The sequence below is a fragment of the Paenibacillus rhizoryzae genome, assembly GCF_059686995.1.
Window position 1 is genome coordinate 25,783 of sequence record NZ_JCAALT010000018.1, and the last position, 21,428, is coordinate 47,210.

The 21,428-nt window shown below is 51.1% G+C and carries 21 protein-coding genes and 1 tRNA gene; 3 read left to right on the forward strand and 19 right to left on the reverse strand.

The window, feature by feature from the left end; genetic code table 11:
* Positions 1 to 55: 55 nt before the first annotated feature.
* From gpmI to AC6ESO_RS29475, 5 genes are all read right to left on the reverse strand, one after another.
* Positions 56 to 1,588: a 2,3-bisphosphoglycerate-independent phosphoglycerate mutase gene (gene gpmI / locus AC6ESO_RS29455; protein WP_497094459.1), complete on the reverse strand. Its 1,533-nt coding sequence runs from the start codon at positions 1,586 to 1,588 to the stop codon at positions 56 to 58.
* Position 1,589: 1 nt separating this feature from the next.
* Complete coding sequence (gene tpiA / locus AC6ESO_RS29460; protein WP_497094460.1) at positions 1,590 to 2,342, reverse strand: triose-phosphate isomerase; 753 nt, start codon at positions 2,340 to 2,342, stop codon at positions 1,590 to 1,592.
* 22 nt (positions 2,343 to 2,364) lie between these two features.
* Positions 2,365 to 3,546 (reverse strand): phosphoglycerate kinase, encoded by a 1,182-nt coding sequence (locus AC6ESO_RS29465; protein WP_497094461.1) that lies wholly within the window; start codon positions 3,544 to 3,546, stop codon positions 2,365 to 2,367.
* Positions 3,547 to 3,898: 352 nt separating this feature from the next.
* Positions 3,899 to 4,903: a type I glyceraldehyde-3-phosphate dehydrogenase gene (gene gap, locus AC6ESO_RS29470; protein WP_475784701.1), complete on the reverse strand. Its 1,005-nt coding sequence runs from the start codon at positions 4,901 to 4,903 to the stop codon at positions 3,899 to 3,901.
* Between the two features lie 90 nt (positions 4,904 to 4,993).
* Positions 4,994 to 6,028 (reverse strand): sugar-binding domain-containing protein, encoded by a 1,035-nt coding sequence (locus AC6ESO_RS29475; RefSeq protein WP_494822214.1) that lies wholly within the window; start codon positions 6,026 to 6,028, stop codon positions 4,994 to 4,996.
* A 241-nt stretch (positions 6,029 to 6,269) separates the two neighbouring features.
* On the opposite strand from AC6ESO_RS29475, the gene AC6ESO_RS29480 reads away from it, so the two are divergent.
* From AC6ESO_RS29480 to AC6ESO_RS29490, 3 genes are all read left to right on the forward strand, one after another.
* A tRNA-Arg gene (locus AC6ESO_RS29480) sits at positions 6,270 to 6,344 on the forward strand.
* Between the two features lie 290 nt (positions 6,345 to 6,634).
* On the forward strand, positions 6,635 to 7,216 hold the full coding sequence (clpP, locus tag AC6ESO_RS29485) for an ATP-dependent Clp endopeptidase proteolytic subunit ClpP (RefSeq protein ID WP_091225604.1): 582 nt from the start codon (positions 6,635 to 6,637) through the stop codon (positions 7,214 to 7,216).
* 221 nt (positions 7,217 to 7,437) lie between these two features.
* Positions 7,438 to 7,752, forward strand: coding sequence for a sporulation histidine kinase inhibitor Sda (locus AC6ESO_RS29490; protein ID WP_494822215.1), 315 nt, complete (start codon positions 7,438 to 7,440; stop codon positions 7,750 to 7,752).
* 106 nt (positions 7,753 to 7,858) lie between these two features.
* Here the strand turns inward: AC6ESO_RS29490 and AC6ESO_RS29495 are convergent, their stop codons facing one another.
* The 14 genes from AC6ESO_RS29495 to hisD all read right to left on the reverse strand — a co-directional run bounded on the left by AC6ESO_RS29495 (position 7,859) and on the right by hisD (position 21,407).
* Positions 7,859 to 8,632, reverse strand: a complete 774-nt coding sequence (locus AC6ESO_RS29495; protein WP_497094462.1) for an SIMPL domain-containing protein — start codon at positions 8,630 to 8,632, stop codon at positions 7,859 to 7,861.
* A 147-nt stretch (positions 8,633 to 8,779) separates the two neighbouring features.
* Positions 8,780 to 9,049: an HPr family phosphocarrier protein gene (locus AC6ESO_RS29500; protein ID WP_090583454.1), complete on the reverse strand. Its 270-nt coding sequence runs from the start codon at positions 9,047 to 9,049 to the stop codon at positions 8,780 to 8,782.
* 103 nt (positions 9,050 to 9,152) lie between these two features.
* The gene (whiA, locus tag AC6ESO_RS29505; RefSeq protein WP_497094463.1) at positions 9,153 to 10,082 is read right to left on the reverse strand and encodes a DNA-binding protein WhiA; all 930 of its coding nucleotides are present in this window, start codon (positions 10,080 to 10,082) and stop codon (positions 9,153 to 9,155) included.
* Positions 10,083 to 10,088: 6 nt separating this feature from the next.
* Positions 10,089 to 11,072, reverse strand: coding sequence for a uridine diphosphate-N-acetylglucosamine-binding protein YvcK (locus AC6ESO_RS29510; RefSeq protein WP_494822218.1), 984 nt, complete (start codon positions 11,070 to 11,072; stop codon positions 10,089 to 10,091).
* 7 nt (positions 11,073 to 11,079) lie between these two features.
* The gene (rapZ, locus tag AC6ESO_RS29515; RefSeq protein WP_091225630.1) at positions 11,080 to 11,949 is read right to left on the reverse strand and encodes an RNase adapter RapZ; all 870 of its coding nucleotides are present in this window, start codon (positions 11,947 to 11,949) and stop codon (positions 11,080 to 11,082) included.
* A 50-nt stretch (positions 11,950 to 11,999) separates the two neighbouring features.
* Entirely contained in the window at positions 12,000 to 12,950 is a 951-nt protein-coding gene (locus AC6ESO_RS29520) for an ROK family glucokinase (RefSeq protein ID WP_494822219.1), read from the reverse strand.
* A 292-nt stretch (positions 12,951 to 13,242) separates the two neighbouring features.
* Positions 13,243 to 14,190 carry a thioredoxin-disulfide reductase gene (gene trxB, locus AC6ESO_RS29525; RefSeq protein WP_497094464.1) on the reverse strand — a complete coding sequence of 316 codons (948 nt, stop codon included), beginning with the start codon at positions 14,188 to 14,190 and terminating at the stop codon, positions 13,243 to 13,245.
* Between the two features lie 28 nt (positions 14,191 to 14,218).
* On the reverse strand, positions 14,219 to 15,961 hold the full coding sequence (locus AC6ESO_RS29530) for a tetratricopeptide repeat protein (RefSeq protein WP_497094465.1): 1,743 nt from the start codon (positions 15,959 to 15,961) through the stop codon (positions 14,219 to 14,221).
* Between the two features lie 144 nt (positions 15,962 to 16,105).
* Positions 16,106 to 17,056 carry a ribose-phosphate diphosphokinase gene (locus AC6ESO_RS29535; protein ID WP_497094478.1) on the reverse strand — a complete coding sequence of 317 codons (951 nt, stop codon included), beginning with the start codon at positions 17,054 to 17,056 and terminating at the stop codon, positions 16,106 to 16,108.
* Positions 17,057 to 17,331: 275 nt separating this feature from the next.
* The gene (gene hisIE / locus AC6ESO_RS29540; RefSeq protein WP_497094466.1) at positions 17,332 to 18,015 is read right to left on the reverse strand and encodes a bifunctional phosphoribosyl-AMP cyclohydrolase/phosphoribosyl-ATP diphosphatase HisIE; all 684 of its coding nucleotides are present in this window, start codon (positions 18,013 to 18,015) and stop codon (positions 17,332 to 17,334) included.
* The gene (hisF, locus tag AC6ESO_RS29545; RefSeq protein WP_497094467.1) at positions 18,012 to 18,770 is read right to left on the reverse strand and encodes an imidazole glycerol phosphate synthase subunit HisF; all 759 of its coding nucleotides are present in this window, start codon (positions 18,768 to 18,770) and stop codon (positions 18,012 to 18,014) included. The genes hisIE and hisF overlap by 4 nt, the downstream gene beginning before the upstream one ends.
* A 48-nt stretch (positions 18,771 to 18,818) precedes the next feature.
* Positions 18,819 to 19,445 carry an imidazole glycerol phosphate synthase subunit HisH gene (hisH, locus tag AC6ESO_RS29550; protein ID WP_497094468.1) on the reverse strand — a complete coding sequence of 209 codons (627 nt, stop codon included), beginning with the start codon at positions 19,443 to 19,445 and terminating at the stop codon, positions 18,819 to 18,821.
* A gap of 1 nt (position 19,446) precedes the next feature.
* Complete coding sequence (gene hisB / locus AC6ESO_RS29555) at positions 19,447 to 20,049, reverse strand: imidazoleglycerol-phosphate dehydratase HisB (protein WP_494822225.1); 603 nt, start codon at positions 20,047 to 20,049, stop codon at positions 19,447 to 19,449.
* 68 nt (positions 20,050 to 20,117) lie between these two features.
* Complete coding sequence (gene hisD, locus AC6ESO_RS29560; protein ID WP_497094469.1) at positions 20,118 to 21,407, reverse strand: histidinol dehydrogenase; 1,290 nt, start codon at positions 21,405 to 21,407, stop codon at positions 20,118 to 20,120.
* Between the last annotated feature and the right edge of the window lie 21 nt (positions 21,408 to 21,428).

Here is a 21,428-nt window from a genome sequence, read left to right on the forward strand (position 1 = left end):
GAATGATTATAGTAAACCCGGTGAACCGGCTGTCGCCATCCATCGGTGGCGTGGCTTATCCTTGCACAAGAGGTGTGCCTGTCATCTCTTCAGGCTTCGGAAGACCTGCAAGAGACAAAATAGTCGGCGCGATATCCGCAAGGATGCCGCCTTCACGAAGAGGTCCAACCTGCTTCGTCACGATGAATGGAACCGGGTTTGTCGTATGGGCTGTGAACGGACGGCCGTTCTCATCGATCACCATATCAGCATTGCCGTGGTCAGCCGTAATCAGACATACGCCGCCTTTTGCCAGCACCGCTTCTACTACTTGGCCCAGACACGCGTCAGTCGCTTCAACCGCTTTGATTGTCGGCTCAAGCATACCGGAGTGGCCTACCATATCCGGATTCGCGAAGTTCAAGATGATCACATCTTGACGATCTGCTTCGATTTCTTTCACGGCTGCAGCCGCTACTTCATAGGCGCTCATTTCCGGCTGAAGATCGTACGTGGCTACCTTCGGAGAAGGAATCAGAATACGTGTCTCGCCCGGAAGCTCTGCGTCGCGGCCGCCGCTGAAGAAGAACGTCACATGCGGGTATTTCTCCGTCTCGGCAATGCGAAGCTGACGCTTCCCATTCTGCACGAGCACTTCACCCAGCGTGTTATCGAGGTTCTTCGGCTTATACGCAACGAATCCGCCTACGGTTTCACTGAACAGCGTCAAACAGACAAAGTAGAGATTCTCCGGCGCTTTCGGACCACGGTCGAAACCGCGGAAGTCGCTGTTTGTAAACACTTGCGACAGCTGAATGGCACGGTCAGGACGGAAGTTGAAGAAGATAACCGCATCTTCGGATTCCACGACGCCTACCGGGCTGCCGTCTTCTTTCACGATTACAGTCGGCATGACGAACTCGTCATAGACTGATTTCTCGTAGGATTCCACAACGGCTTGGATCGGATCTTTATATTGCGGTCCATCTCCATAAACCATGGCGCGGTACGATTTCTCGGTACGCTCCCAACGTTTGTCGCGGTCCATCGCGTAGTAGCGACCTTGTACAGTCGCGATTTTGCCTACGCCGAGTTCTGCGATCTTCGCCGTTAGCTGCTCGAGGTATCCTTTTGCACTGTCCGGCGACACGTCGCGGCCGTCCAGGAACGCATGGATGTACACTTCCTCGATTTCTTCCTTCTTCGCAAGCTCAAGCAATGCGAACAAGTGCGCAATATGGCTGTGTACGCCGCCGTCAGACAGCAGGCCGTACAAGTGCAGCTTCTTGCCATTCTCTTTCACGTGGCGGATGGCGCCCATCAACGTCTCGTTGTCGAAGAATTCACCGTCGCGGATCGACTTGCTGATGCGAGTCAGGTCTTGATATACGATACGACCTGCGCCGATGTTCAGATGGCCAACCTCGGAGTTGCCCATTTGACCTTCCGGCAAGCCTACCGCCTCTCCGCACGCCGTTAATGTCGTGTGCGGGTAGGTGTTCCAGTAGCGATCGTAGTTCGGTTTATTCGCTTGTGCAACCGCATTGCCGGTAACATCGTTACGCAAACCGAATCCGTCCAAAATAATGAGTGCAACCGGAGCTGTCATCTTACTTCGCCCCCTCGACAAGTGCGATGAAGGATGCAGGCTCTAAGCTTGCACCGCCGACCAATGCGCCGTCGATATTGGATTGACCCAGATATTCGCTTACGTTGTTCGGCTTCACGCTGCCGCCGTATTGAATGCGAACCGCGTTTGCTGTTGCCGCATCGTACAGGCCGGCGATAACATCGCGGATGAACGCGATTACGTCTTCCGCATCAGCGGAAGTCGAAGATTTGCCTGTGCCGATCGCCCAGATTGGCTCATAGGCAACAACTACTTCTGCCGCTTGTGCTGCGGACAAGCCTTGGAAGGCAGCTTCGGTTTGAACTTTACAAACCGATTTCGTTTGCTCTGCTTCACGCTCTTCCAGCTTCTCCCCCACACATACGATAGGCGTTAGGCCGTGTTTGAATGCAGCATGGACTTTCTTATTTACAATCTCATCGGATTCCGCAAAATATGCGCGGCGCTCCGAGTGACCAATAATGACATATTGAACGCCGAGGTCTTTCAGCATAACGCCGCTGATTTCGCCCGTGAACGCACCGTTGTCCTCGAAGTGAACGTTTTGTGCGCCAATTGCGATCGCTGTGCCTTTAGCCGCTTCTACAAGCGCAGGCAATGTTGTGAATGGCGCGCAGATGACCGTTTCAACACCGTCAACCTCTGCTTTGCCTTTAACGTCTGCGAAGAATGCCGTCGCTTCAGAAACCGTTTTGAACATTTTCCAGTTGCCTGCAATGATTGGTTTACGCATCGTTATTCGCTCCTCTTATCCCTTACTTGTCGTTCAGTGCAACAACGCCCGGAAGCGCCTTGCCTTCCATGAATTCCAAAGATGCGCCGCCGCCAGTGGAGATGTGGTCCATCTTGTCAGCCAGACCAAACTTCTCTGCAGCTGCCGCGGAATCGCCGCCGCCGATAATCGTGTAAGCTGCTGTATCAGCGCAAGCTGCCGCAACCGCACGCGTACCGTGCGAGAATGGCTCGATTTCAAATACGCCCATCGGTCCGTTCCATACAACCAGCTTGGAGTTTTTGATTACATCTGCATACAGCTCACGTGTTTTCGGACCGATGTCGATGCCTTCCCATTCAGCAGGAATGCCGTCAACATCAACGATTTGCGTGTTTGCTTTCGCGCTGAACTCGTCCGTAATGACAATATCAACCGGCAGCAGGAACTGCTTGCCCATCGATTTGGCTTTCTCGATAAACTCAAGTGCCAGGTCAAGCTTGGAGTTGTCGCAGAGCGATTGGCCGATTTCATGGCCTTGTGCTTTGAAGAACGTATAGGAAAGACCGCCGCCGATAATGATGTTATCCGCGATTTCGATCATTTTGTTGATAACGTCGATTTTGTCTTTAACTTTAGATCCGCCGACAATCGCCGTGAATGGACGTTCCGGTTTCAAGAGCGCGCGGCCAAGCACGTCAAGCTCTTTCTCCATCAGAAGACCGGATACAGCCGGCAGATAGTGTGCGATACCTTCAGTCGATGCATGAGCGCGGTGAGCAGCGCCGAAAGCATCATTTACGAACAGATCAGCCAACTCGGCAAAAGCTTTCGCCAGTTCCGGATCGTTCTTCTCTTCACCCTCATAGAAACGAACGTTCTCCAGCAAGAGCACGTCGCCTTCTTTAAGAGCAGCTACTTGCGCTTTAACAGACTCGCCAACCGCTTCGTCTGTTTTGACAACCGGCTTGCCAAGCAATTGCGATAACCGCACGCCGGCTTCAGTCAAACGCATGCCTTCAACGACTTGACCTTTTGGACGTCCCAGGTGGCTCGCCAAAATCACTTTCGCACCGTTCTCGATCAGATACTTGATGGTAGGCAGCGTCTCGCGAATACGCGTATCATCCGTAATCGCACCGTTCTCCATTGGTACGTTAAAATCCACACGAACAAATACACGTTTACCGGCTACTTCAACGTCACGCACACTCTTCTTGTTCATTAGTGAAATCCTCCCGGGAACCCCATGATAAAGGTCTTAAGTATATTTAAATTCTCCGCTTGCTATCCATCCCGCAGTCTGTTGCAGGTTTATATCTATATGTTTTTGCTCTAGTTTCCCCCAGGGAAACCGGCTCTTGCAGGTTGCAACGGGCAACCGTTAATAAAAAGAAGCATCCGGATCCCAATAAAGGGACCCGCAGATGCGTTAAAATCTCTTGAACTCTAAGTCGTATGGCAGGCATCCGCAAACTATCGCGAAGGAGCTGCCACAAGCAGCTCCTTCGACGGTTATTGGGTCCTCATAGAGTCCCTTGGTACCCCCAAATTCAAGGGGGACTTAAGGGGATGTCTTACAGACCTTTGGATGCGATGTAAGCAGCAAGGTCAACTACACGGTTGGAGTAGCCCCACTCGTTGTCGTACCAAGAAATGATTTTAACCATGTTGCCTTCAACAACCATAGTCGACAAAGCGTCGATTGTGGAGGAAGCTGGGTCGCTGTTGTAGTCGCTCGATACAAGCGGCTCATCGGAGTAGTTCATGATGCCTTTAAGGGAAGTTTCGGCTGCATCTTTCAATGCTGCGTTTACTTCGTCAACAGTTACGTTAACTTTCAGTTCAGCAACCAGATCGGTTACGGATACGTTAGGCGTAGGAACACGCATAGCCATACCGTTAAGTTTGCCTTTCAGCTCAGGCAGTACAAGGGATACTGCTTTAGCAGCGCCTGTGGATGAAGGAATGATGTTTTCTGCAGCAGCGCGAGCACGGCGCAGGTCTTTATGTGGAACGTCCAATACGGATTGATCGTTAGTGTACGAGTGAATTGTAGTCATCATACCTTTTACGATACCGAACTTGTCGTTGATTACTTTAGCGAATGGTGCAAGGCAGTTCGTTGTGCAAGAAGCGTTGGAGATGATTGTGTGAGCGGAAGCATCGTATTTATCTTCGTTAACGCCCATTACGATTGTGATGTCTTCGTTAGTAGCTGGAGCGGAGATGATTACTTTCTTCGCGCCGCCTTTCAAGTGAAGCTCAGCTTTGTCTTTCGCTGTGAAAATACCAGTGGATTCAACAACGATTTCAGCGCCTACAGAAGCCCATGGAAGGTTCTCAGGGTTACGTTCAGCAAAAACCTTGATTTCACGGCCATTTACGATCAGCGCGCCTTCTTTAGCTTCTACAGTAGCTTCCAGCTTGCCATGTGTAGTGTCATATTTAAGCAGGTGAGCCAGTGTATTGGTGTCTGTCAAATCGTTAACAGCCACCACTTGTACATTCGGGTTGTTCAATGCTGCGCGGAACACGTTACGGCCGATACGACCAAATCCGTTAATACCAACTTTTACCATTTTAGTTTCCTCCTAGGCATAATTTCATTTATCTCAAGACGAGGCGTTGGACACCGGTTTCCGGCGGTCCACTCGTCAAGATCACATCACTTACTGTTCCTGATCGATGATCGCTGCAATTTCAAGGGCAGCTGCCTCGTCGGTGACGAGTACATCATCATGTCCGAAGCGCATCACCGCTGCGATCGCCTCGCCTTTACTGCGGCCGCCTGCAATCGCAATGACAACCTCAGTTTCCATAATGTCTTCGATTCGAAGACCCGCGGTAAGCATCTTATGAACGACAGAACCGCTCCGGTCAAAATAGTACCCGAATGATTCCGCAAGCGCTCCTTCTGCCTTGAGTGCGTCGACAACCGCCGCATCCACCCGTCTGCGACGAGCCATTACCATAGCGTCCCCGATCCCATGAATGACGATGCGGGCTTTGCGAATAACTTCCACGATCTCCCTCACATTAGGTTCCTGCATCAAGGAGGTGTACGCTTCTTCGCCCAAGTGATCCGGCACATGAAGCATCCGGTATTGCGCACCTGTTCGCTTAGCCATTGTCGAAACAATCGTGTTAGCTTGGTAGTCCAAGCTTTCGCCCAGTCCGCCGCGTGCCGGTACAAACCAATTGCCTTTGAGCGGTGTTTGCGAATTCAGCTGGTTAGCGACTTGGGCCAATGTCGATCCGCCGGTTACGGCAATGACATCGTCGTTCTTCATCGCTTTGCTCAGCACCGCGCATCCTGCTCGGCCCAGCTCCCGCTTCGTATGAGGGGAAGCATCGGAATCGCCCGAGACGATCACAACTTGCTTTAATCCAAAATGCTTGCGAATTCTCTCTTCCAGCTCCGACAATCCGAACATCGCTTTGTAGAAAGGCTCCATATCCTCAAGCAGCCGTTTACCGGCATCACTGATCCGCATCCCTGCAGCATCAATGAGGAGAAGCTCCTGTGCTTTGAGAAAATCCGTTTCCGCGCGCAGCACCCGCTCTGTCATATCGAGTGAAGCTGCTAATGTGCGCCGGCCGATCATATCTGATAGCATGACCTGACGGAGAATAAGATACCTTTTCCTCATGACGATAAGTAAGTCTGGCAGAAGCTGCTGCTGTATTTCGATGAGAGATTGCATCTTCCAACATCAACTCCTGTTGCAGAGAGAGGCTTCGTATCTCTTGGGACAATTGCAGGGACACGTTTCGTCCCATATGCTCTTTTTAAGTCCCACACCTATTGTAACCCAAACTCATGGCAGGGGCAAGATCAGTTTGCCTAATGAAACCGTTTCCCGTCACGATTTGCACAAAATTAATTTATCTAATGATCTTGCTTTTCTACCCTCAATCACATATACTTATCTTCGCTGTCACTTTGCGCCCGTGGTCCAATGGATATGACGTAGGCCTCCGGAGCCTGAGATCGAGGTTCAATTCCTCGCGGGCGCGCCATTATAACAATAATGAATGACTCATAATGAAGGACCTTCCGATTAATCGGAGGGTCCTTCTTCATGTTCCAGGCAGAAAGCTCACCTCAAACAGCATCCCCATTTCTGCTTGAATGTAACCTTCATCTGGGCCTTATTTGCCTGTTTACAGACAATTTGACCATCTTTGACTTTTAATCCGTAATCCGTTATGATGAATTTATTAGCAGCTCCACAATCGAAGGCTATTCCACTCCGATTGCCGGTTCTGCGTTTCACCACTAAATGAATGTTCTTGAGGAGGGACTTACGATGAGTTTCGTACCAATGGTTATCGAATCGAACAACCGCGGCGAACGCGCATATGACATTTACTCCCGTTTGCTGAAGGATCGAATTGTATTCCTAGGCACGCCAGTCAACGATATGGTAGCTAACTCCATTATCGCGCAGCTATTATTCCTTGCAGCCGACGATCCGGATAAGGACATCTCGCTTTACATCAACAGCCCTGGCGGTTCGGTCTCTGCAGGTCTCGCCATTTTCGATACGATGAATTTCATTAAACCGTCTGTTTCCACCATCTGCGTGGGCATGGCTGCTTCGATGGGGGCATTCTTGCTTGCGGCCGGTGCCAAAGGCAAGCGTTACGCGCTTCCTAACAGCGAAGTGATGATTCATCAGCCGCTTGGCGGTGCGCAAGGTCAAGCGAGCGATATCGAGATCCGTGCGAAGCACATCTTGAAAACTCGCGATACGCTGAACCGGATTTTGGTGGAGAACACGGGTCAAACGCTTGAGAAGATCGAGCGCGACACCGACCGTGATTACTTCATGTCCGCTGCTGAAGCGGCAGCTTACGGCCTCGTTGACAAGGTTATCGAGAAACTGTAAGTCTTTGTTCATAAGAACATGAAAGAGCGTTAATCCTTCGCCGGATTAACGCTCTTTTTATTTGCATTAACACAGTTCACACAGTCTGTCAATGACAATTTGAAGCGCTGAATGGGTGCGGACTGCTCCAATAAATCATGATAAGATGTACTAAATGATTCCATATCCACCGTCACTTAGGTTACGTTTCGGAAATCTAATATAAACGGAGTTGCACACGCATGAAACTTACGAACCCATTCGCAAGCGTGCGAAATTTCATTCGATCCAGTGATTCTGGCAGCGTATATACTTCTTACACGCCATCGTTTGAGCCTACTTTTCAGCATGCCCCAGTTAACACAGATAATCAGAATCTCTTCTTGCCCATGCAGGACAAGTCTCTCCTGCTGCGTCCGCTTAGCGACACTCACTTAATTGAAGTCTACCATGAAGCTAGAGCGATGCGTTTATCCGAAGAGTTTATTGCATTGATTGAACATGCCATTGAGCAGCGCGGCTTGTCCACCACTGATGATCGGAAATCGTTAGCCTAACTTATGTTCCAGATCGCATAACTGCCAGTTCATCATATAAGGCAGACCCTTCTCCACGCCGGAGAGAGGTCTGCCTTATTTTTTCGCCTAATAATCCGCTGTATTATTATTGCATTTCATAGACGACTGTAACGTCTGCAGAAACGTTAATGACGCCTGTTTGCACACTTGTCTCCGCTTTATCGGCCATACCTGCTGCTTCCGGAGCCATTTGATCTCGGCCATAGTAGATTGGTCCGCTGCTAGTGCCGTTTTGCGAGATGCTGATGACTTCCTTCACTTGTTTGCCTGCAGCCTTCGCAAGCGCTGCCGCTTTCGCTTTGGCATTAGCCATTGCTTTCTCAAGCGCTTGAATCTCATATTGCTCCTGCTTCTCTGTGTTGAACTGTACCCCATCTACCCGATTTGCGCCATTCTCCGACAGATCATCCAGCAATTTGCCGATACCCTCTAAGTCACGTGTCGTAATTTGAATGTTATGCACGGATACATAGCCTTTGATTTTGTTTGTGCCGTCTTTGCTGTTGTATTCGTATTCCGCTTGCACATAGAAGCCGACCGTCTTCACGTCCTTGGCATTCATCTTGTACGTATCGAACAGCACTTTCTTCAAGCCTGCAAACTGTGTCGCATTCTTCGACTGAGCTTCCTTCGCCGTTGCCGCGCGCGCCTCAACCGCCACGCTCAAGTACGCCACATCCGGTGCCGCTTCCAGCTTGCCTGTACCTGCTACAGTAATCGTGCTTTTCTGAACAAGACTCCCATTATCCACCGCATACACCTCATTGCTGCCATGACCGCTTGCTCCAAACATAGCCCCTACACCTACCGCCAGTGCCAGTACAGGTACCAACAGCCATTTGGATTGCATCTTCTTCATCACGTTCAGCCCCCTTCAATCTCCATATTTGGTTCTATCTACTCAGACGCTGCTCCCTCACGCTTTGTTGCGCCGTACATCCATAAATTGGACCATAAAATAGAAAAAACCCCCAATAGGGAGCTTCTTCGAGTCGTTTATGTCTGATTATTGGTTTTCTAGCTCTTCCTTGCTAACCAGGTTGACTAAAGCGGTTACAGCTTGATCGGCGTCGGAACCTTCCGCGCTTATTGTAACCTCAGTACCTGAGCTGATAGCAAGACTCATAATACCCATAATCGATTTTGCATTCACTTTTTTATCGTCTTTCTCTACGAACACCTCGGAAGAAAACTTGTTCGCTTCCTGAACAAAAAGTGCGGCCGGTCTTGCATGAAGACCTGTCTTCAGTCGAACGACAACCGGATGCCTTGTCATGGAAACCTTACCCCCTATACGAAATTCAATCCTGCGATCATTTGCACCAAGTCATTTTATTCGCTATTATATCACTTTTCTAAAGTCTACACTAGCCTTCTGCCTAACCGTTCCTTAATTTTTCGGCCAACTCGTCGATTTTGCGCAAACGGTGGTTCACGCCTGACTTGCTCACCTTGCCTTTGAGCATCTCGCCGACTTCCGTTAAATTCAAATCCGGATGCATAAGCCGTATATTGGCCACCTCGCGAAGCTTATCAGGCAGTGTATCCAGCCCCACCTCACGCTCGAGCAGCTTGATATTATCGATCTGCCTCACAGCGGCACCAATCGTCTTATTCAAATTCGCCGTCTCGCAGTTCACGATCCGGTTGACGGAGTTACGCATATCACGCATGATACGCACATCCTCGAATTTGAAGAGCGCTTGGTGGGCACCGATGATGCTGAGGAGCTCAATAATTTTCTCGCCCTCTTTCATGTAGAAGATAAACCCTTTCTTACGTTCGATGCAGCGGGCGTTGAGATCAAACTTATTCGCCAGCTCCACAAGCGCTTGACAGTGCTCCTCATACATGGTGGCAATCTCCAGGTGGTAGGACGATCCTTCCGGGTTATTTACGGAACCCCCGGCCAGGAACGCGCCGCGCAGATAGGAGCGTTTGCAGCATGACTTGCGAATTATGTCTCGGTCGATGCCCTGGTTAAACATAAAGCCCTCGGAGACAATTTTGAGGTCGCTCAATATCTCTTGCACGTTGGCCGGAATCCGCACGATATAAACGTTGTTCTTCTTCAATCTCATCTTCTTGCGCACCAGCAGCTCCGTATGAACCGCGAATTGCTTCTTAATGAGTGAATAGATCCGTCTTGCGATCGCCGCATTTTCCGTCGATATATCGAGTATAACCTTTCGGCTCGACAACGAAACCGAGCCGTTCATTCGAATCAGTGCAGAGAGCTCCGCCTTCTCACAGCACGGATCGGCTTCGATGAGCGTCAATTCTTTTTTGGTTTGTCCCGCAAAAGACAATGTAACTCACCTCTTTCGTTCCATCCAGTTTTCCACAAGCTGATAAATATGATGACTTAACCTAGCTGCATCATGACGTAAATACGTGCGAAAAAGGACGAGCCGGTCTGCAATAACTTCATAGCCGCGCCGTTTCACTTCTTCGAGATCAAGATGTACAGCTTTTGCACCTCGTTCGGCGTACTTATTTTGCACCTGTTCGGGAATCTCACCGTCGTTGACGATAACATAATCGAACAGATGATGACCGATATGCGCATGTACTGCAGCCAAATGGTCGCTTACCGAATAATTGTCCGTTTCTCCCGGCTGCGTCATCACATTACAGACGAACATCTTCACCGCATTCGAATCGACAATGGCTTGCGCCAGTTTAGGCACTAGCAAATTCGGGATAATGCTGGTGTAGAGACTGCCCGGACCGATCAAAATCGCATCGGCTTCACGGATCGCCTCAACGGCTTCTTCCAGCGGCTCGACATCTGCGGGCTCAATAAATACCCGCTTGATCGCTTTACCTGCCTTCGGAATATTCGACTCGCCTGTAATAATGGTGCCATCCACCGTCTCCGCCTTCAGCACAATCGCTTCACCTGCAGCCGGCAGCACACGTCCGCGAACTGCAAGTACTTTACTGAGCATCCGGACGCCGGACACGAAATCACCGGATATGTCGGTCATAGCAGCTAACATCAAGTTGCCTAAGCTGTGACCCGCAAGTCCGGTTCCGGTATTAAACCGATATTGCAGCAAATCGGAGAGAAGCGGCTCAACGTCAGCAAGGGCAATCAAAACGTTGCGGATATCGCCCGGAGGCGGCATCTGCAGTTCATTACGCAGAATACCGGAGCTTCCGCCGTCATCTGCCACCGTGACGATGGCCGTAATATCAAGCGGCTTCTCTTTCAATCCGCGCAGCATGACCGATAGCCCTGTGCCCCCGCCGATGACGACAATTCGGGGCTTCTGTTCTTTTCTCCGTTCTGCCACGCTTACCTCAGCTCCGATCACGATCTGAATCTCGATGACTGACTCGAACGAGCTCTGTGTCACTGCTGCCAAGCATGCGGCCTAAATATTCGGCAATGGCGACCGAACGGTGTTTCCCGCCCGTACAACCGATCCCGATGACCACTTGGCTCTTGCCTTCTTTCCGATAAAGGGGAATAAGAAACTGCAGCATGTCGAGCAGCTTCGTGAGGAACGCCTGTGTTTCCGGCCATTTCATCACATACTCGAACACTTCAGGATCTTGACCTGTATTGGGACGCAGATGATCGACATAGTGCGGATTCGGGAGAAAACGAACATCATATATGAGATCGGCATCGATTGGGATTCCATATTTGAATCCAAATGACGTGACATTGATAGAGATCGTATTAAGGTCCGAGTTCGTGAAGCGAGACATGATTCGTTCTTTCAGTTGAGCCGGCTTCAGATTACTTGTATCAATAACCTGCGTCGCCCAGCCTTTCAAATCCTCAAGAATACGTCTCTCCAGCTTGATGCCTTCCAGCGGCAATCCTTCCGGAGCCAGCGGATGAAGCCGGCGGCTTTCCTTATAACGCTGCACGAGCACGCCATCCGTTGCATCCAGGAAGAGAATCTCGTACCCAATCGTGTAGTGCTCTTTCATATAATTCAGCGACTCTGACAAGGCCGTGAAAAACTCGCGTCCTCGTAAATCGATGACGAGTGCGACTTTACCGATTTTGCCATTGGACTGTTCTATGAGCTCCGCAAACTTCGGAATGAGCACCGGCGGAAGATTATCTACGCAGAAAAATCCGAGATCCTCCAGGCTCTGTACCGCAATCGTTTTACCTGCACCGGACATGCCTGTAATGATGACTAGCTTTGCCATCGCTGTTCCCGCTTCCACACTCAATCCCTCCCACCGTCTACCATGACTTTCTACGCACGAATAATTAGACCTGCTGCGCCAACAACGCCTGCATCGTTACCAAGAATAGCTGGCACGATTTCAACGCCTTCTTGCGCCATTTCAGGAGCTGACTTCTTGAAAGCTTCGCGAATTTGTTCAAACAGGAACTCGCCGGCTTTGGATACGCCGCCGCCGATGATGAAACGCTGCGGGTTAAGAACAACCGCTACGGTAGCCATCGACTTGCCCAAGTAATGAGCTGCGCGAGCTACGATGCGTGCTGCTACTTCATCGCCGGCTTTAGCTGCATCTACGACATCCTTCGCCATAATGTTCGGAACGAACGAAAGCGAAGTGCGATCTCCACGTTCGACAGCATCTTTCGCCATGCGGATAATACCCGTTGCGGAAGATACCGTCTCCAAGCAGCCCATTCTGCCGCAGCCGCATTGAATAGCTTCCAGATCCGGCACGATTGGAATATGACCAAGCTCGCCCGCCATACCTGCGAAGCCTTCTACGATTTTACCGTTTATAATTACACCGCCGCCTACACCTGTTCCAAGCGTGTAGCATACGCAATCCGAAATGTTACGGCCTGCTCCTGCCCATGCTTCGCCCAGTGCTGCAACGTTCGCGTCATTATTGACTAGTACCTTTTTACCAAGCTTCTCTTCAAGGATCGCTTTCAGAGGGACATGGTCAAAGAACAGATTAACCGACTGCTTCACGATCCCGTTCGGGATATCGAGGAAACCGGCAATACCGATGCCTACGCCTTCTACTTGCTCCCACGAGTATGGGGACTGTTCGACGATCAGCTTGGCATAATCAGCGATATTCGAGCAAACGACGTCAGAGCCTTTCTCAACCTCAGTTGCTCCTTCATACGTATGCAACAAAGCGCCTTCCATACTGCAAATACCAACTTTAATTGTTGTACCGCCAATATCTACACCAACGACTATTTTCTCAGACATAATAGGCCACCTCTATAATATAAGGATCTGGGGTTACTTCTGTTCCAACTAAACTATAAGCGAACGCTTCCAACTGGTCAAGGTGAAACGACTGCCGCCTTCCCTTCGACGGCACAACGTGTTTCAATCCGGAGAACGAATACTTTAACGGGTCTATGGTATGGAATAAAATAGGATGAAAATGCCCCGTCCGCGCTAACATGAAGTGACGCTGTCCGTTGCTACGGACAGCGTCATCCCTACGTCATTCACTTGTGCAGATACACTCTTGATGCAGCTTGCCGGCTTGCTATTATACCGATTGACTCCAGTCATGCACGGCATGACCTTCAAGGAATTTCTCGCAATCGAGTGCAGCCATACAACCGCTTCCCGCAGCTGTAATCGCCTGGCGGTACTTATTGTCCTGTACATCGCCGCAAGCGAAGATACCAGGAATGTTCGTTTCCGATGTACCCGGCTTCACGATCAGATAGCCTGTCTCATCCGTTTCCAGCTGGCCGCCAAGGAATTTCGTGTTCGGCGTGTGGCCGATTGCAACGAAGATACCGTTGGTTTCGATAACTTCCTCTTCACCCGTTTGGTTGTTGCGCACTTTAAGGCCGGTTACAGCCATGTCGTTCGCGACAACCTCCAGCGGTGTACGGTCAAGCGACCAAGTGATCTTGCTGTTCGCGCGCGCGCGATCCTGCATGATCTTGGATGCGCGCATTTCTGCGCGGCGGTGAACGAGTACAACCTCCGATGCGAAACGAGTCAAGAAGTTAGCTTCTTCCATGGCAGAGTCGCCGCCGCCAACCACGATAATTTTCTTACCGCGGAAGAAGAATCCATCGCAAGTTGCACATGTGCTTACGCCGCGTCCAACGTTCTCGCGCTCGTTAGCAATACCGAGGTATTTAGCCGAAGCCCCTGTCGAGATAATAAGGGATTCTGCTTGAAGCTCGCCTTGACCTTCAACTTGAAGGGTGAACGGACGCTTCGAAGTGTCTACCGAATTAACCCAGCCTGTACGGAATTCTGCACCGAAGCGCTCCGCTTGCTTACGCATGTTGGCCATCAGATCAGGACCCATGATACCTTCAGGGAAACCCGGGAAGTTCTCAACCTCTGTCGTTGTCGTCAATTGACCGCCCGGCTCAGGACCTTCAATAATAAGCGGGTTCATGTTCGCACGAGCCAAGTAAATCGCGGCTGTCAGCCCTGCGGGGCCTGTTCCGATAATAATTGCTTTATGCACAGTTGTTACCTCCTAAACATGGACTCCCCTAGTCGCGATGTTCCGCAAGTCCCGGGAATGTCATTCTCATTTTTTCTTTAATGCCACATATTTCATCAATGCGTTTGGCGCATTTACTTACAGTCGCAATCGACGTCCCATACCGCTGGGAAACCTCATGGTACGAAATTTCTCTCCGGTGCATTTTGGCCGTCAAATACTCGAGCGCTGCAGCCCAGCCCTCCACTTTTCCAAGCTTCGGCACATTGGGGTAAATCCGCGAAAGAAACTCAATCCAAAGCGTCAACAGGTCATGTTGCTGAACCAGATCATAATGCTTGTTCATCCGCATCAGTGCTGCTTCAAGGACCGACTGCCATTTATCCTCCCAAATCGGAAGTCTTGAAGGCATCCGGCTATGTTCGATAACCGTTTCTTTCCCTTCAAGCACCGCTTTAAGGGACTCATGCACACCGATGGAACGAAGCACGAAGATCGCAATCCGTTTCAAATAGTCATCTTCCTGCGGCTCCACGATGAAATCACGCAGCGCATCCTTCACTTCATTGTCGGCAATCATACCAAGAGCTTGGATAACCTGCAGCTTCGTATGTCTGTCGCCATGGCGCAGCGCCCAGAAGAAGGAAGAACGAACGAGCGGATCCCGCTTCATATGATCGGGCAGCGCTTCGGTTGATTTCTCCCACAGCTTAAACTGCTCTTCGAAGGGTAGATGATAATGGTAGCTTGTAGGCGCCGCATTCAAACCCTTCTCCATAAGCGAAAGCTGTTCCAGATAGTAGCCCGGTACATGCGACTCACTGTCCAGCTTGCTGACCTGATGCCATAGCTTCTTAGCCTCTTCGTAGCGCCCCATATTGCAGGCCGCAACGGCTGCATAATGGTATAGACACGGATCCGACTTCAGCGCATTGTCCTTCAGAAGACGAATGAAGTGACGATAGGCCTCGCCGTGTTCCCCTAGAATACCCATTGTGGTAGCCAGCTTAAACACATGCTCCTGATGGAATGGCACGGTTCTGCATAGCATCTCCACGAGCGGTTTCAACTGCTCCTGGTCACCGGCATGCTGGTGGAAGATCGCCAGGTTGCATAATGCATGCAAATTGCCTGGTTCAATGTCCAGCACCTGATGAATGGTGACCATCGCTTTGTCGAAAATCCCCATATAGTAATAAGCTAGCGCTAGATTGTTGCGAGCCGCGAGAAATTCGCCGTTCTTCTCGACAATGCTCTCCAGCAGTCGCACCGCTTCGACAAACTTGCCTTCTTCCAGCATGGACCTCGCGCGGTCATGCTCGAAGAATCCTTCGCGAGCCTTAATATACGCCAGCTTCATCGGGCGCTCCAATTCGAATTGGAGCAGCTCCATCATCTCTTCGGCTTCATCGAGAAACTGACCCTCGGGATCTTCCTCCAGGTAGCGCACGAGTGAATCCTCAGCTGCTTCGTAATTCTCCATGTTGGCGAAGTTGTTCGCCATATAGAAATGGCATTCCGTCATCTCCGGATCGAGCTCGTTCACAATCGACGACAAGATTCGATTCGATTCCTCGTAATTGCCCATTTCTGACAAAATGCCGGCCATATTGCAATGATTCACCGGGTTATCCGGTTCATACTCGGCCGCGCGGCGGAAATACTTCAGTGCCTTGTCATAATGATAACGATCCATCGACCGAACCGCTCGCTCGAAGAAGAACGTTGCGTCCCATTGAATCGGAATGACTTTCGTGCTGTGGCTGGCTACCGCAATTTTCTTTTCTTTCATAACAAAAGGCACCTCCCCGGTACAAACAAATATTCTACGATTATACCATAGCGCGGCCTATCCTTACACGAAAGAATATGTGGGAAATCGCGGGCATTCGCCCGCGATTTCGGAGTTTGGCCTTACGTACAGGCCGTATGTCGCCTAGATTCCGGCATTCTTGAAGAGCGTGCTGATGGAGCCGCCCTCGATAATAATGCGAGTCGTTTCGGCTAAGATTGGCGCTACAGACAATACTGTGAAGCGGTCGGAACAGTTATCCGGCAGCGCAATAGAGTCCGTTACCACGACTTCTTTAATATTCGGATGGTCTAATCGCTGCACTGCAGGGCCGGAGAAGAGCGGGTGCGTTGCACACACGTACACATCTTCAGCGCCGCGTTCTTTGAGACCTTCCACAACGTTGACGATTGTTGTGCCCGTATCAATCAAGTCCTCGATGATTATTGGAGTCTGGCCTTCAACATCACCGATAACATGGGTAATAACGGATTCATTGTGTGCCGGACGTTTCTTAATCATAATCGCAAACGGAGCATCCAGATAGTTAGCCAGCTTCTCAGCAGTTGAGGCACGGCCCGCATCCGGAGATACTACAATCGGATTCTTAATGTTCTTCGATTTCAAGTAATCACTGATTAGATCAAGACCCGTCAGATGATCCACTGGGATATTGAAGAAGCCCTGGATCGCCGGTGCGTGCAGATCAATCGTAATAACGCGGTTTGCACCAACGGTCGTCAGTACGTCCGCAAGCATTTTAGCCGAGATCGGTTCACGCGGAGCAGCTTTGCGCTCTTGGCGTGCATAACCGTAGTACGGCACAATGATGTTGACGGTACGCGCGGAAGCACGCTTCGCCGCATCGATCATGACGAGCAATTCGACAAAATGATCATTGATCGGATGTGAGAACGACTGTACAAGGAATACATCACAATTACGGATCGTTTCCTCGTAGTGAACATAAATTTCACCGCTTTTGAAACGAGACACTTTGATTTTACCGAGCTCCATACCTAGATTCTCGCAGATCCGTTCCGCAAGTTTGGGATTCGAGGACCCCGAGAAAATACGCAGCTTGTCGCTAAACAACATAATACCCTCCTGAGCGATTAGACCACTTTTTATTTACATGCATCAAAAACACCGCTTGATTCGACACCCTTCATTATACATGGAAATCGTAATATTTCAAAAAACGATCAAATGCGCAAAAAGACCCATTATCCGCTACAATTGCGCGTTCTCGGCGTCTTTCAACATCTAGCGCGGTTTGTCCCGATTTATGAACGTTTTATGGCAAAACGTCGTAGAACCGAGCACTGGCAATCAGGCTCGGTTCCTCATATTAGCAGCTGCGGCTTAATTTACTTCGGCTGCTTGGATTTGTTGTGACGGCGGCCAAGCTCAGCCATGACCTCATCCAAGGACAAGCCGCGCTCGCGGAGCAGCACCATCAAGTGGAAGATCAGATCGCTCGTTTCACAGCGGAGCTCATCATTGTCTTTGTTCTTGGCCGCAATAATGACCTCTGCCGATTCTTCGCCGACCTTCTTCAAAATCTTATCGACGCCCTTCTCGAACAGATACGTTGTATACGCACCTTCAGGGCGCTCTGTATAACGCTGCGCGATTACGGCTTCGAGCTGATTCAGCATGGCGAAACGGTCGCGAGTCAGCGTTGTCGCATTCGCATCCACACCTTGAATGCCGTTCACTTCATTCGTGAAGCAGCTGTACGAGCCTGTGTGGCAAGCCGGTCCGGTCTGCTCAACACGAAGCAAGAGTGTGTCGCCGTCGCAATCATAGTGCATCGAGACGATTCGCTGCGTATGGCCGCTTGTCGCTCCCTTATGCCACAATTCATTGCGCGAACGGCTCCAGAACCAGGTCTCGCCCGTTGCGATTGAACGACCAAGCGATTCCTCATTCATATAAGCCATCATGAGAACTTCTTTGCTGTTAGCATCCTGCACGATTGCCGGCACGAGGCCAGCCTCGTTCCATTTAATCGCTGCAGCAACTGTTTCATTTCCTTGTCCAGTACTCATCTGATCTCGACTCCTTTCAGCCGCAAGTCATCCTTCACATCGCGGATCGTCAATTCTTTATAATGAAAAATCGTTGCCGCAAGACCCGCATCCGCATGACCCTGCTGAAATACATCGTAGAAATGCTCCACCTTGCCCGCACCGCCGGATGCGATAACCGGAATACTGATCGACTGCGATACCGCTTGTGTCAGCTTAATATCGAAGCCGTCCTTCGTTCCGTCCGCATCCATACTCGTGAGCAAAATTTCTCCCGCTCCAAGCGACTCCACTTCCTTCACCCAAGCAAGCGCCTTAATACCGGTCGCTGTACGGCCGCCGTGCGTGTACACTTCCCATTCGCCCCAAGCCGGGTTGAACTTGGCATCGATTGCAACGACGATACACTGCGAACCGAATTTGCGCGCGCCATCCTTCACAAGCGACGGATTCTTGACCGCTGCCGTATTGATGCCGATCTTATCGGCGCCGGCACGAAGCAGCCGCTTCATATCATCGACGTGAGAGATGCCTCCACCTACCGTAAACGGGATCGTAATTTCTCCGGCCGTTCGTTTGACGACCTCGATCATTGTCGCTCTGCCTTCAACCGAAGCGGAGATATCAAGGAAAACAAGCTCGTCCGCGCCTTCCTTGTCGTAAATTGCCGCAAGCTCCACGGGATCGCCTGCATCGCGCAAGTTGACAAAGTTGACGCCTTTCACGACCCGGCCGTCCTTCACGTCCAGACATGGAATAATACGTTTAGCCAGCATCCGAATACCGCCTCCCTTCTAGCTTGATATGTAGAACACCACTCGCATCTATCGAGCGGTTTCTCTAGATTCCGTCGTCAACGCGAGGAAATTCCGCAGCAGGCTCATGCCGAGCTCGCCGCTTTTCTCCGGATGGAATTGCATACCGTACACATTGCCTCTGCCGACAATGGCGGTCACCGGACCGTTATAGTCGGTAATGGCGAGCAGATCATCGCCGCGCTGCGGCTTCGCATGGAAGGAATGGACGAAGTACACATGTCCCTCCTCAAGCCCTTTAAACAATGGACTTTCCTGCTGCTTAAACGACAACTTGTTCCAGCCCATATGCGGCACCTTGAAGTCGCCGCGGAAGCGGATGACGTTGCCGGGGAGCAGCCCCAAGCCTTGATGCTGTCCGTACTCCTCGCTTTCGCTGAACAGCAGCTGCATGCCAAGGCAAATGCCTAGCAGCGGTTTGCCGGATGCAGCGTAGAAGCGCGTCACTTCTTCAAGGCCGGTATTCTGCAAATTCTGCATCGCGTCGCCGAAAGCGCCAACTCCCGGCAGAATCGCACCATCCGCCTCCATGATCACCTGGGCATCGGCGGTAATGACCGCTTCATACCCGAGCCGCTCAACGGCTTTGCTGACGCTGTGCAGATTGCCCATGCCGTAATCGATGATCGCGATCATCCTACAGCACTCCTTTCGTCGAAGGCACTCCTTGCACGCGCGGGTCAATGCTTGTCGCTTCATCCAGCGCACGGCCAAGCGCCTTGAATACCGCTTCGATCATATGGTGAGTATTCACCCCGTAATGAACGATTACATGCAGGTTCATGCGCGCTTCAAGCGCCAGCTTCCACAGAAACTCGTGAACCAGCTCGACTTGGAAGCTGCCTACTTGCTGGGACGGATACTGCGCGCGATATTCGAAAGCCGGTCGGTTGCTCAGATCAATGACAACCTGTGCCAGCGCATCGTCCATGGGTACGAACACGGAAGCGTAACGCTTAACGCCGCGTTTGTCGCCCAGTGCTTCGCGAAGCGTTTGACCTAGGCAAATGCCGATGTCTTCAACCGTGTGGTGATCGTCAATATCTACATCGCCGCGCGCTTCCACGGTAAGGTCGAATTGACCGTGCTTCGTGAATAAATCCAGCATGTGGTTCAGGAAAGGAACATCGGTATCGATCTTGGAGATCCCGGTTCCGTCCACTCCAAAAGCCAGCTTAATGTCCGTTTCATTCGTCTTACGCGCAACTTCAGCCGCGCGGACTGCGAGGTTCTCTGCCATGTAGCACTCATCCTTCTTTCCGCTCTACCCTATATTTTTGACGATGATGTTCATCACGAATGACTAGATTAAGCGTTACGCTCCCGCTCGAGTCGAATTTCGATCGCCCTGGCGTGCGCCTCAAGCCCTTCATGCCGGGCAAGCGTCATAATGTTATCGCCATTAGCGAGCAGCGCATCCTTGCTATAGTAAATCAAGCTAGACTTCTTCACGAAGTCATCCACATTCACGGGAGACGAGAATCGAGCCGTGCCGTTCGTTGGCAAAATATGATTCGGACCGGCATAATAATCGCCGACCGGCTCCGAGCTGTACGGTCCGACGAAGATCGCACCGGCGTTCTCGATCCGGCCGAGCAGCGCCATCGGCTCTGCCGTCATAATTTCCAAATGCTCAGGCGCCATACGGTTCACCGCGTCGATCGCTTCAGTCATCGTTTCGGCGATCAGAATGGCGCCGTAGCCGTCAATAGACTGCCTAGCTGTGCCTTCGCGGGGAAGCAGCGCCAGCTGCCGCTCAACTTCAATAGCGACTGCATCGCCAAGTGCTTCCGATGTCGTCACAAGAATCGCAGACGCCATCTCATCATGCTCGGCCTGCGACAGCAGATCCGCGGCCACATAAGCCGGGTCGGCCGTCTCATCGGCCAATACAACGATCTCGCTCGGTCCGGCGATGCTATCGATCGCGACAACGCCATATACCGAACGCTTTGCGAGAGCTACGTAGATGTTGCCCGGTCCGCAAATTTTATCAACCGGCGGAATCGTCGCTGTGCCATAAGCCAGTGCCGCTATCGCCTGCGCACCGCCAACGCGGTACATCTCTTTCACGCCCGCTTCTGCAGCCGCTACAAGAATATAAGGATCGATTCCTGCTTTACCGCCCGTTGCCGGAGGCGTCACCATCACGATTTCCGGTACACCGGCAACCTGTGCCGGAATGACGTTCATGAGCACCGAAGAAGGATAAGCTGCTTTCCCGCCTGGGACATAGACGCCTACACGCTTGAGCGGTCTAAGCAATTGTCCCAGCATCGTGCCGTCCGGCTGTACATCTACCCATGATTGGCGCATTTGCTTCTCATGGAACTTCCGAATGTTCGCCGCCGCTTCACGAATCGCCGTCAGAAAGCCCTCATCCACGCGATCATAAGCGGCTTGTATCTCGTTCTCCGTGACACGCAGCTGCGACTCATCCAGCTTTACGCGGTCATGCTGCTCTGTATAACGCAGCAAAGCCGCATCTCCTTCGGTGTGTACCGCATCTACGATTTGACGTACCGATTCATTTTGCTCCGGTGAGCCGTAGTCCACCTTACGTGTTAATCCAAACTGCTCCGCACGCAGCTTCCGCATAACGCCACCCGCTCCTTTTCA

Excerpts from the sequence above, each read along its gene's own strand:
- gpmI (WP_497094459.1), bottom strand. The coding sequence starts at position 1,588 with ATGACAGCTCCGGTTGCACTCATTATTTTGGACGGATTCGGTTTGCGT.
- tpiA (WP_497094460.1), bottom strand. The coding sequence starts at position 2,342 with ATGCGTAAACCAATCATTGCAGGCAACTGGAAAATGTTCAAAACGGTT.
- AC6ESO_RS29465 (WP_497094461.1), bottom strand. The coding sequence starts at position 3,546 with ATGAACAAGAAGAGTGTGCGTGACGTTGAAGTAGCCGGTAAACGTGTA.
- gap (WP_475784701.1), bottom strand. The coding sequence starts at position 4,903 with ATGGTAAAAGTTGGTATTAACGGATTTGGTCGTATCGGCCGTAACGTG.
- AC6ESO_RS29475 (WP_494822214.1), bottom strand. The coding sequence starts at position 6,028 with ATGCAATCTCTCATCGAAATACAGCAGCAGCTTCTGCCAGACTTACTT.
- clpP (WP_091225604.1), top strand. The coding sequence starts at position 6,635 with ATGAGTTTCGTACCAATGGTTATCGAATCGAACAACCGCGGCGAACGC.
- AC6ESO_RS29490 (WP_494822215.1), top strand. The coding sequence starts at position 7,438 with ATGAAACTTACGAACCCATTCGCAAGCGTGCGAAATTTCATTCGATCC.
- AC6ESO_RS29495 (WP_497094462.1), bottom strand. The coding sequence starts at position 8,632 with ATGAAGAAGATGCAATCCAAATGGCTGTTGGTACCTGTACTGGCACTG.
- AC6ESO_RS29500 (WP_090583454.1), bottom strand. The coding sequence starts at position 9,049 with ATGACAAGGCATCCGGTTGTCGTTCGACTGAAGACAGGTCTTCATGCA.
- rapZ (WP_091225630.1), bottom strand. The coding sequence starts at position 11,949 with ATGGCAAAGCTAGTCATCATTACAGGCATGTCCGGTGCAGGTAAAACG.
- AC6ESO_RS29520 (WP_494822219.1), bottom strand. The coding sequence starts at position 12,950 with ATGTCTGAGAAAATAGTCGTTGGTGTAGATATTGGCGGTACAACAATT.
- AC6ESO_RS29530 (WP_497094465.1), bottom strand. The coding sequence starts at position 15,961 with ATGAAAGAAAAGAAAATTGCGGTAGCCAGCCACAGCACGAAAGTCATT.
- hisIE (WP_497094466.1), bottom strand. The coding sequence starts at position 18,015 with ATGAGTACTGGACAAGGAAATGAAACAGTTGCTGCAGCGATTAAATGG.
- hisF (WP_497094467.1), bottom strand. The coding sequence starts at position 18,770 with ATGCTGGCTAAACGTATTATTCCATGTCTGGACGTGAAGGACGGCCGG.
- hisH (WP_497094468.1), bottom strand. The coding sequence starts at position 19,445 with ATGATCGCGATCATCGATTACGGCATGGGCAATCTGCACAGCGTCAGC.
- hisB (WP_494822225.1), bottom strand. The coding sequence starts at position 20,049 with ATGGCAGAGAACCTCGCAGTCCGCGCGGCTGAAGTTGCGCGTAAGACG.
- hisD (WP_497094469.1), bottom strand. The coding sequence starts at position 21,407 with ATGCGGAAGCTGCGTGCGGAGCAGTTTGGATTAACACGTAAGGTGGAC.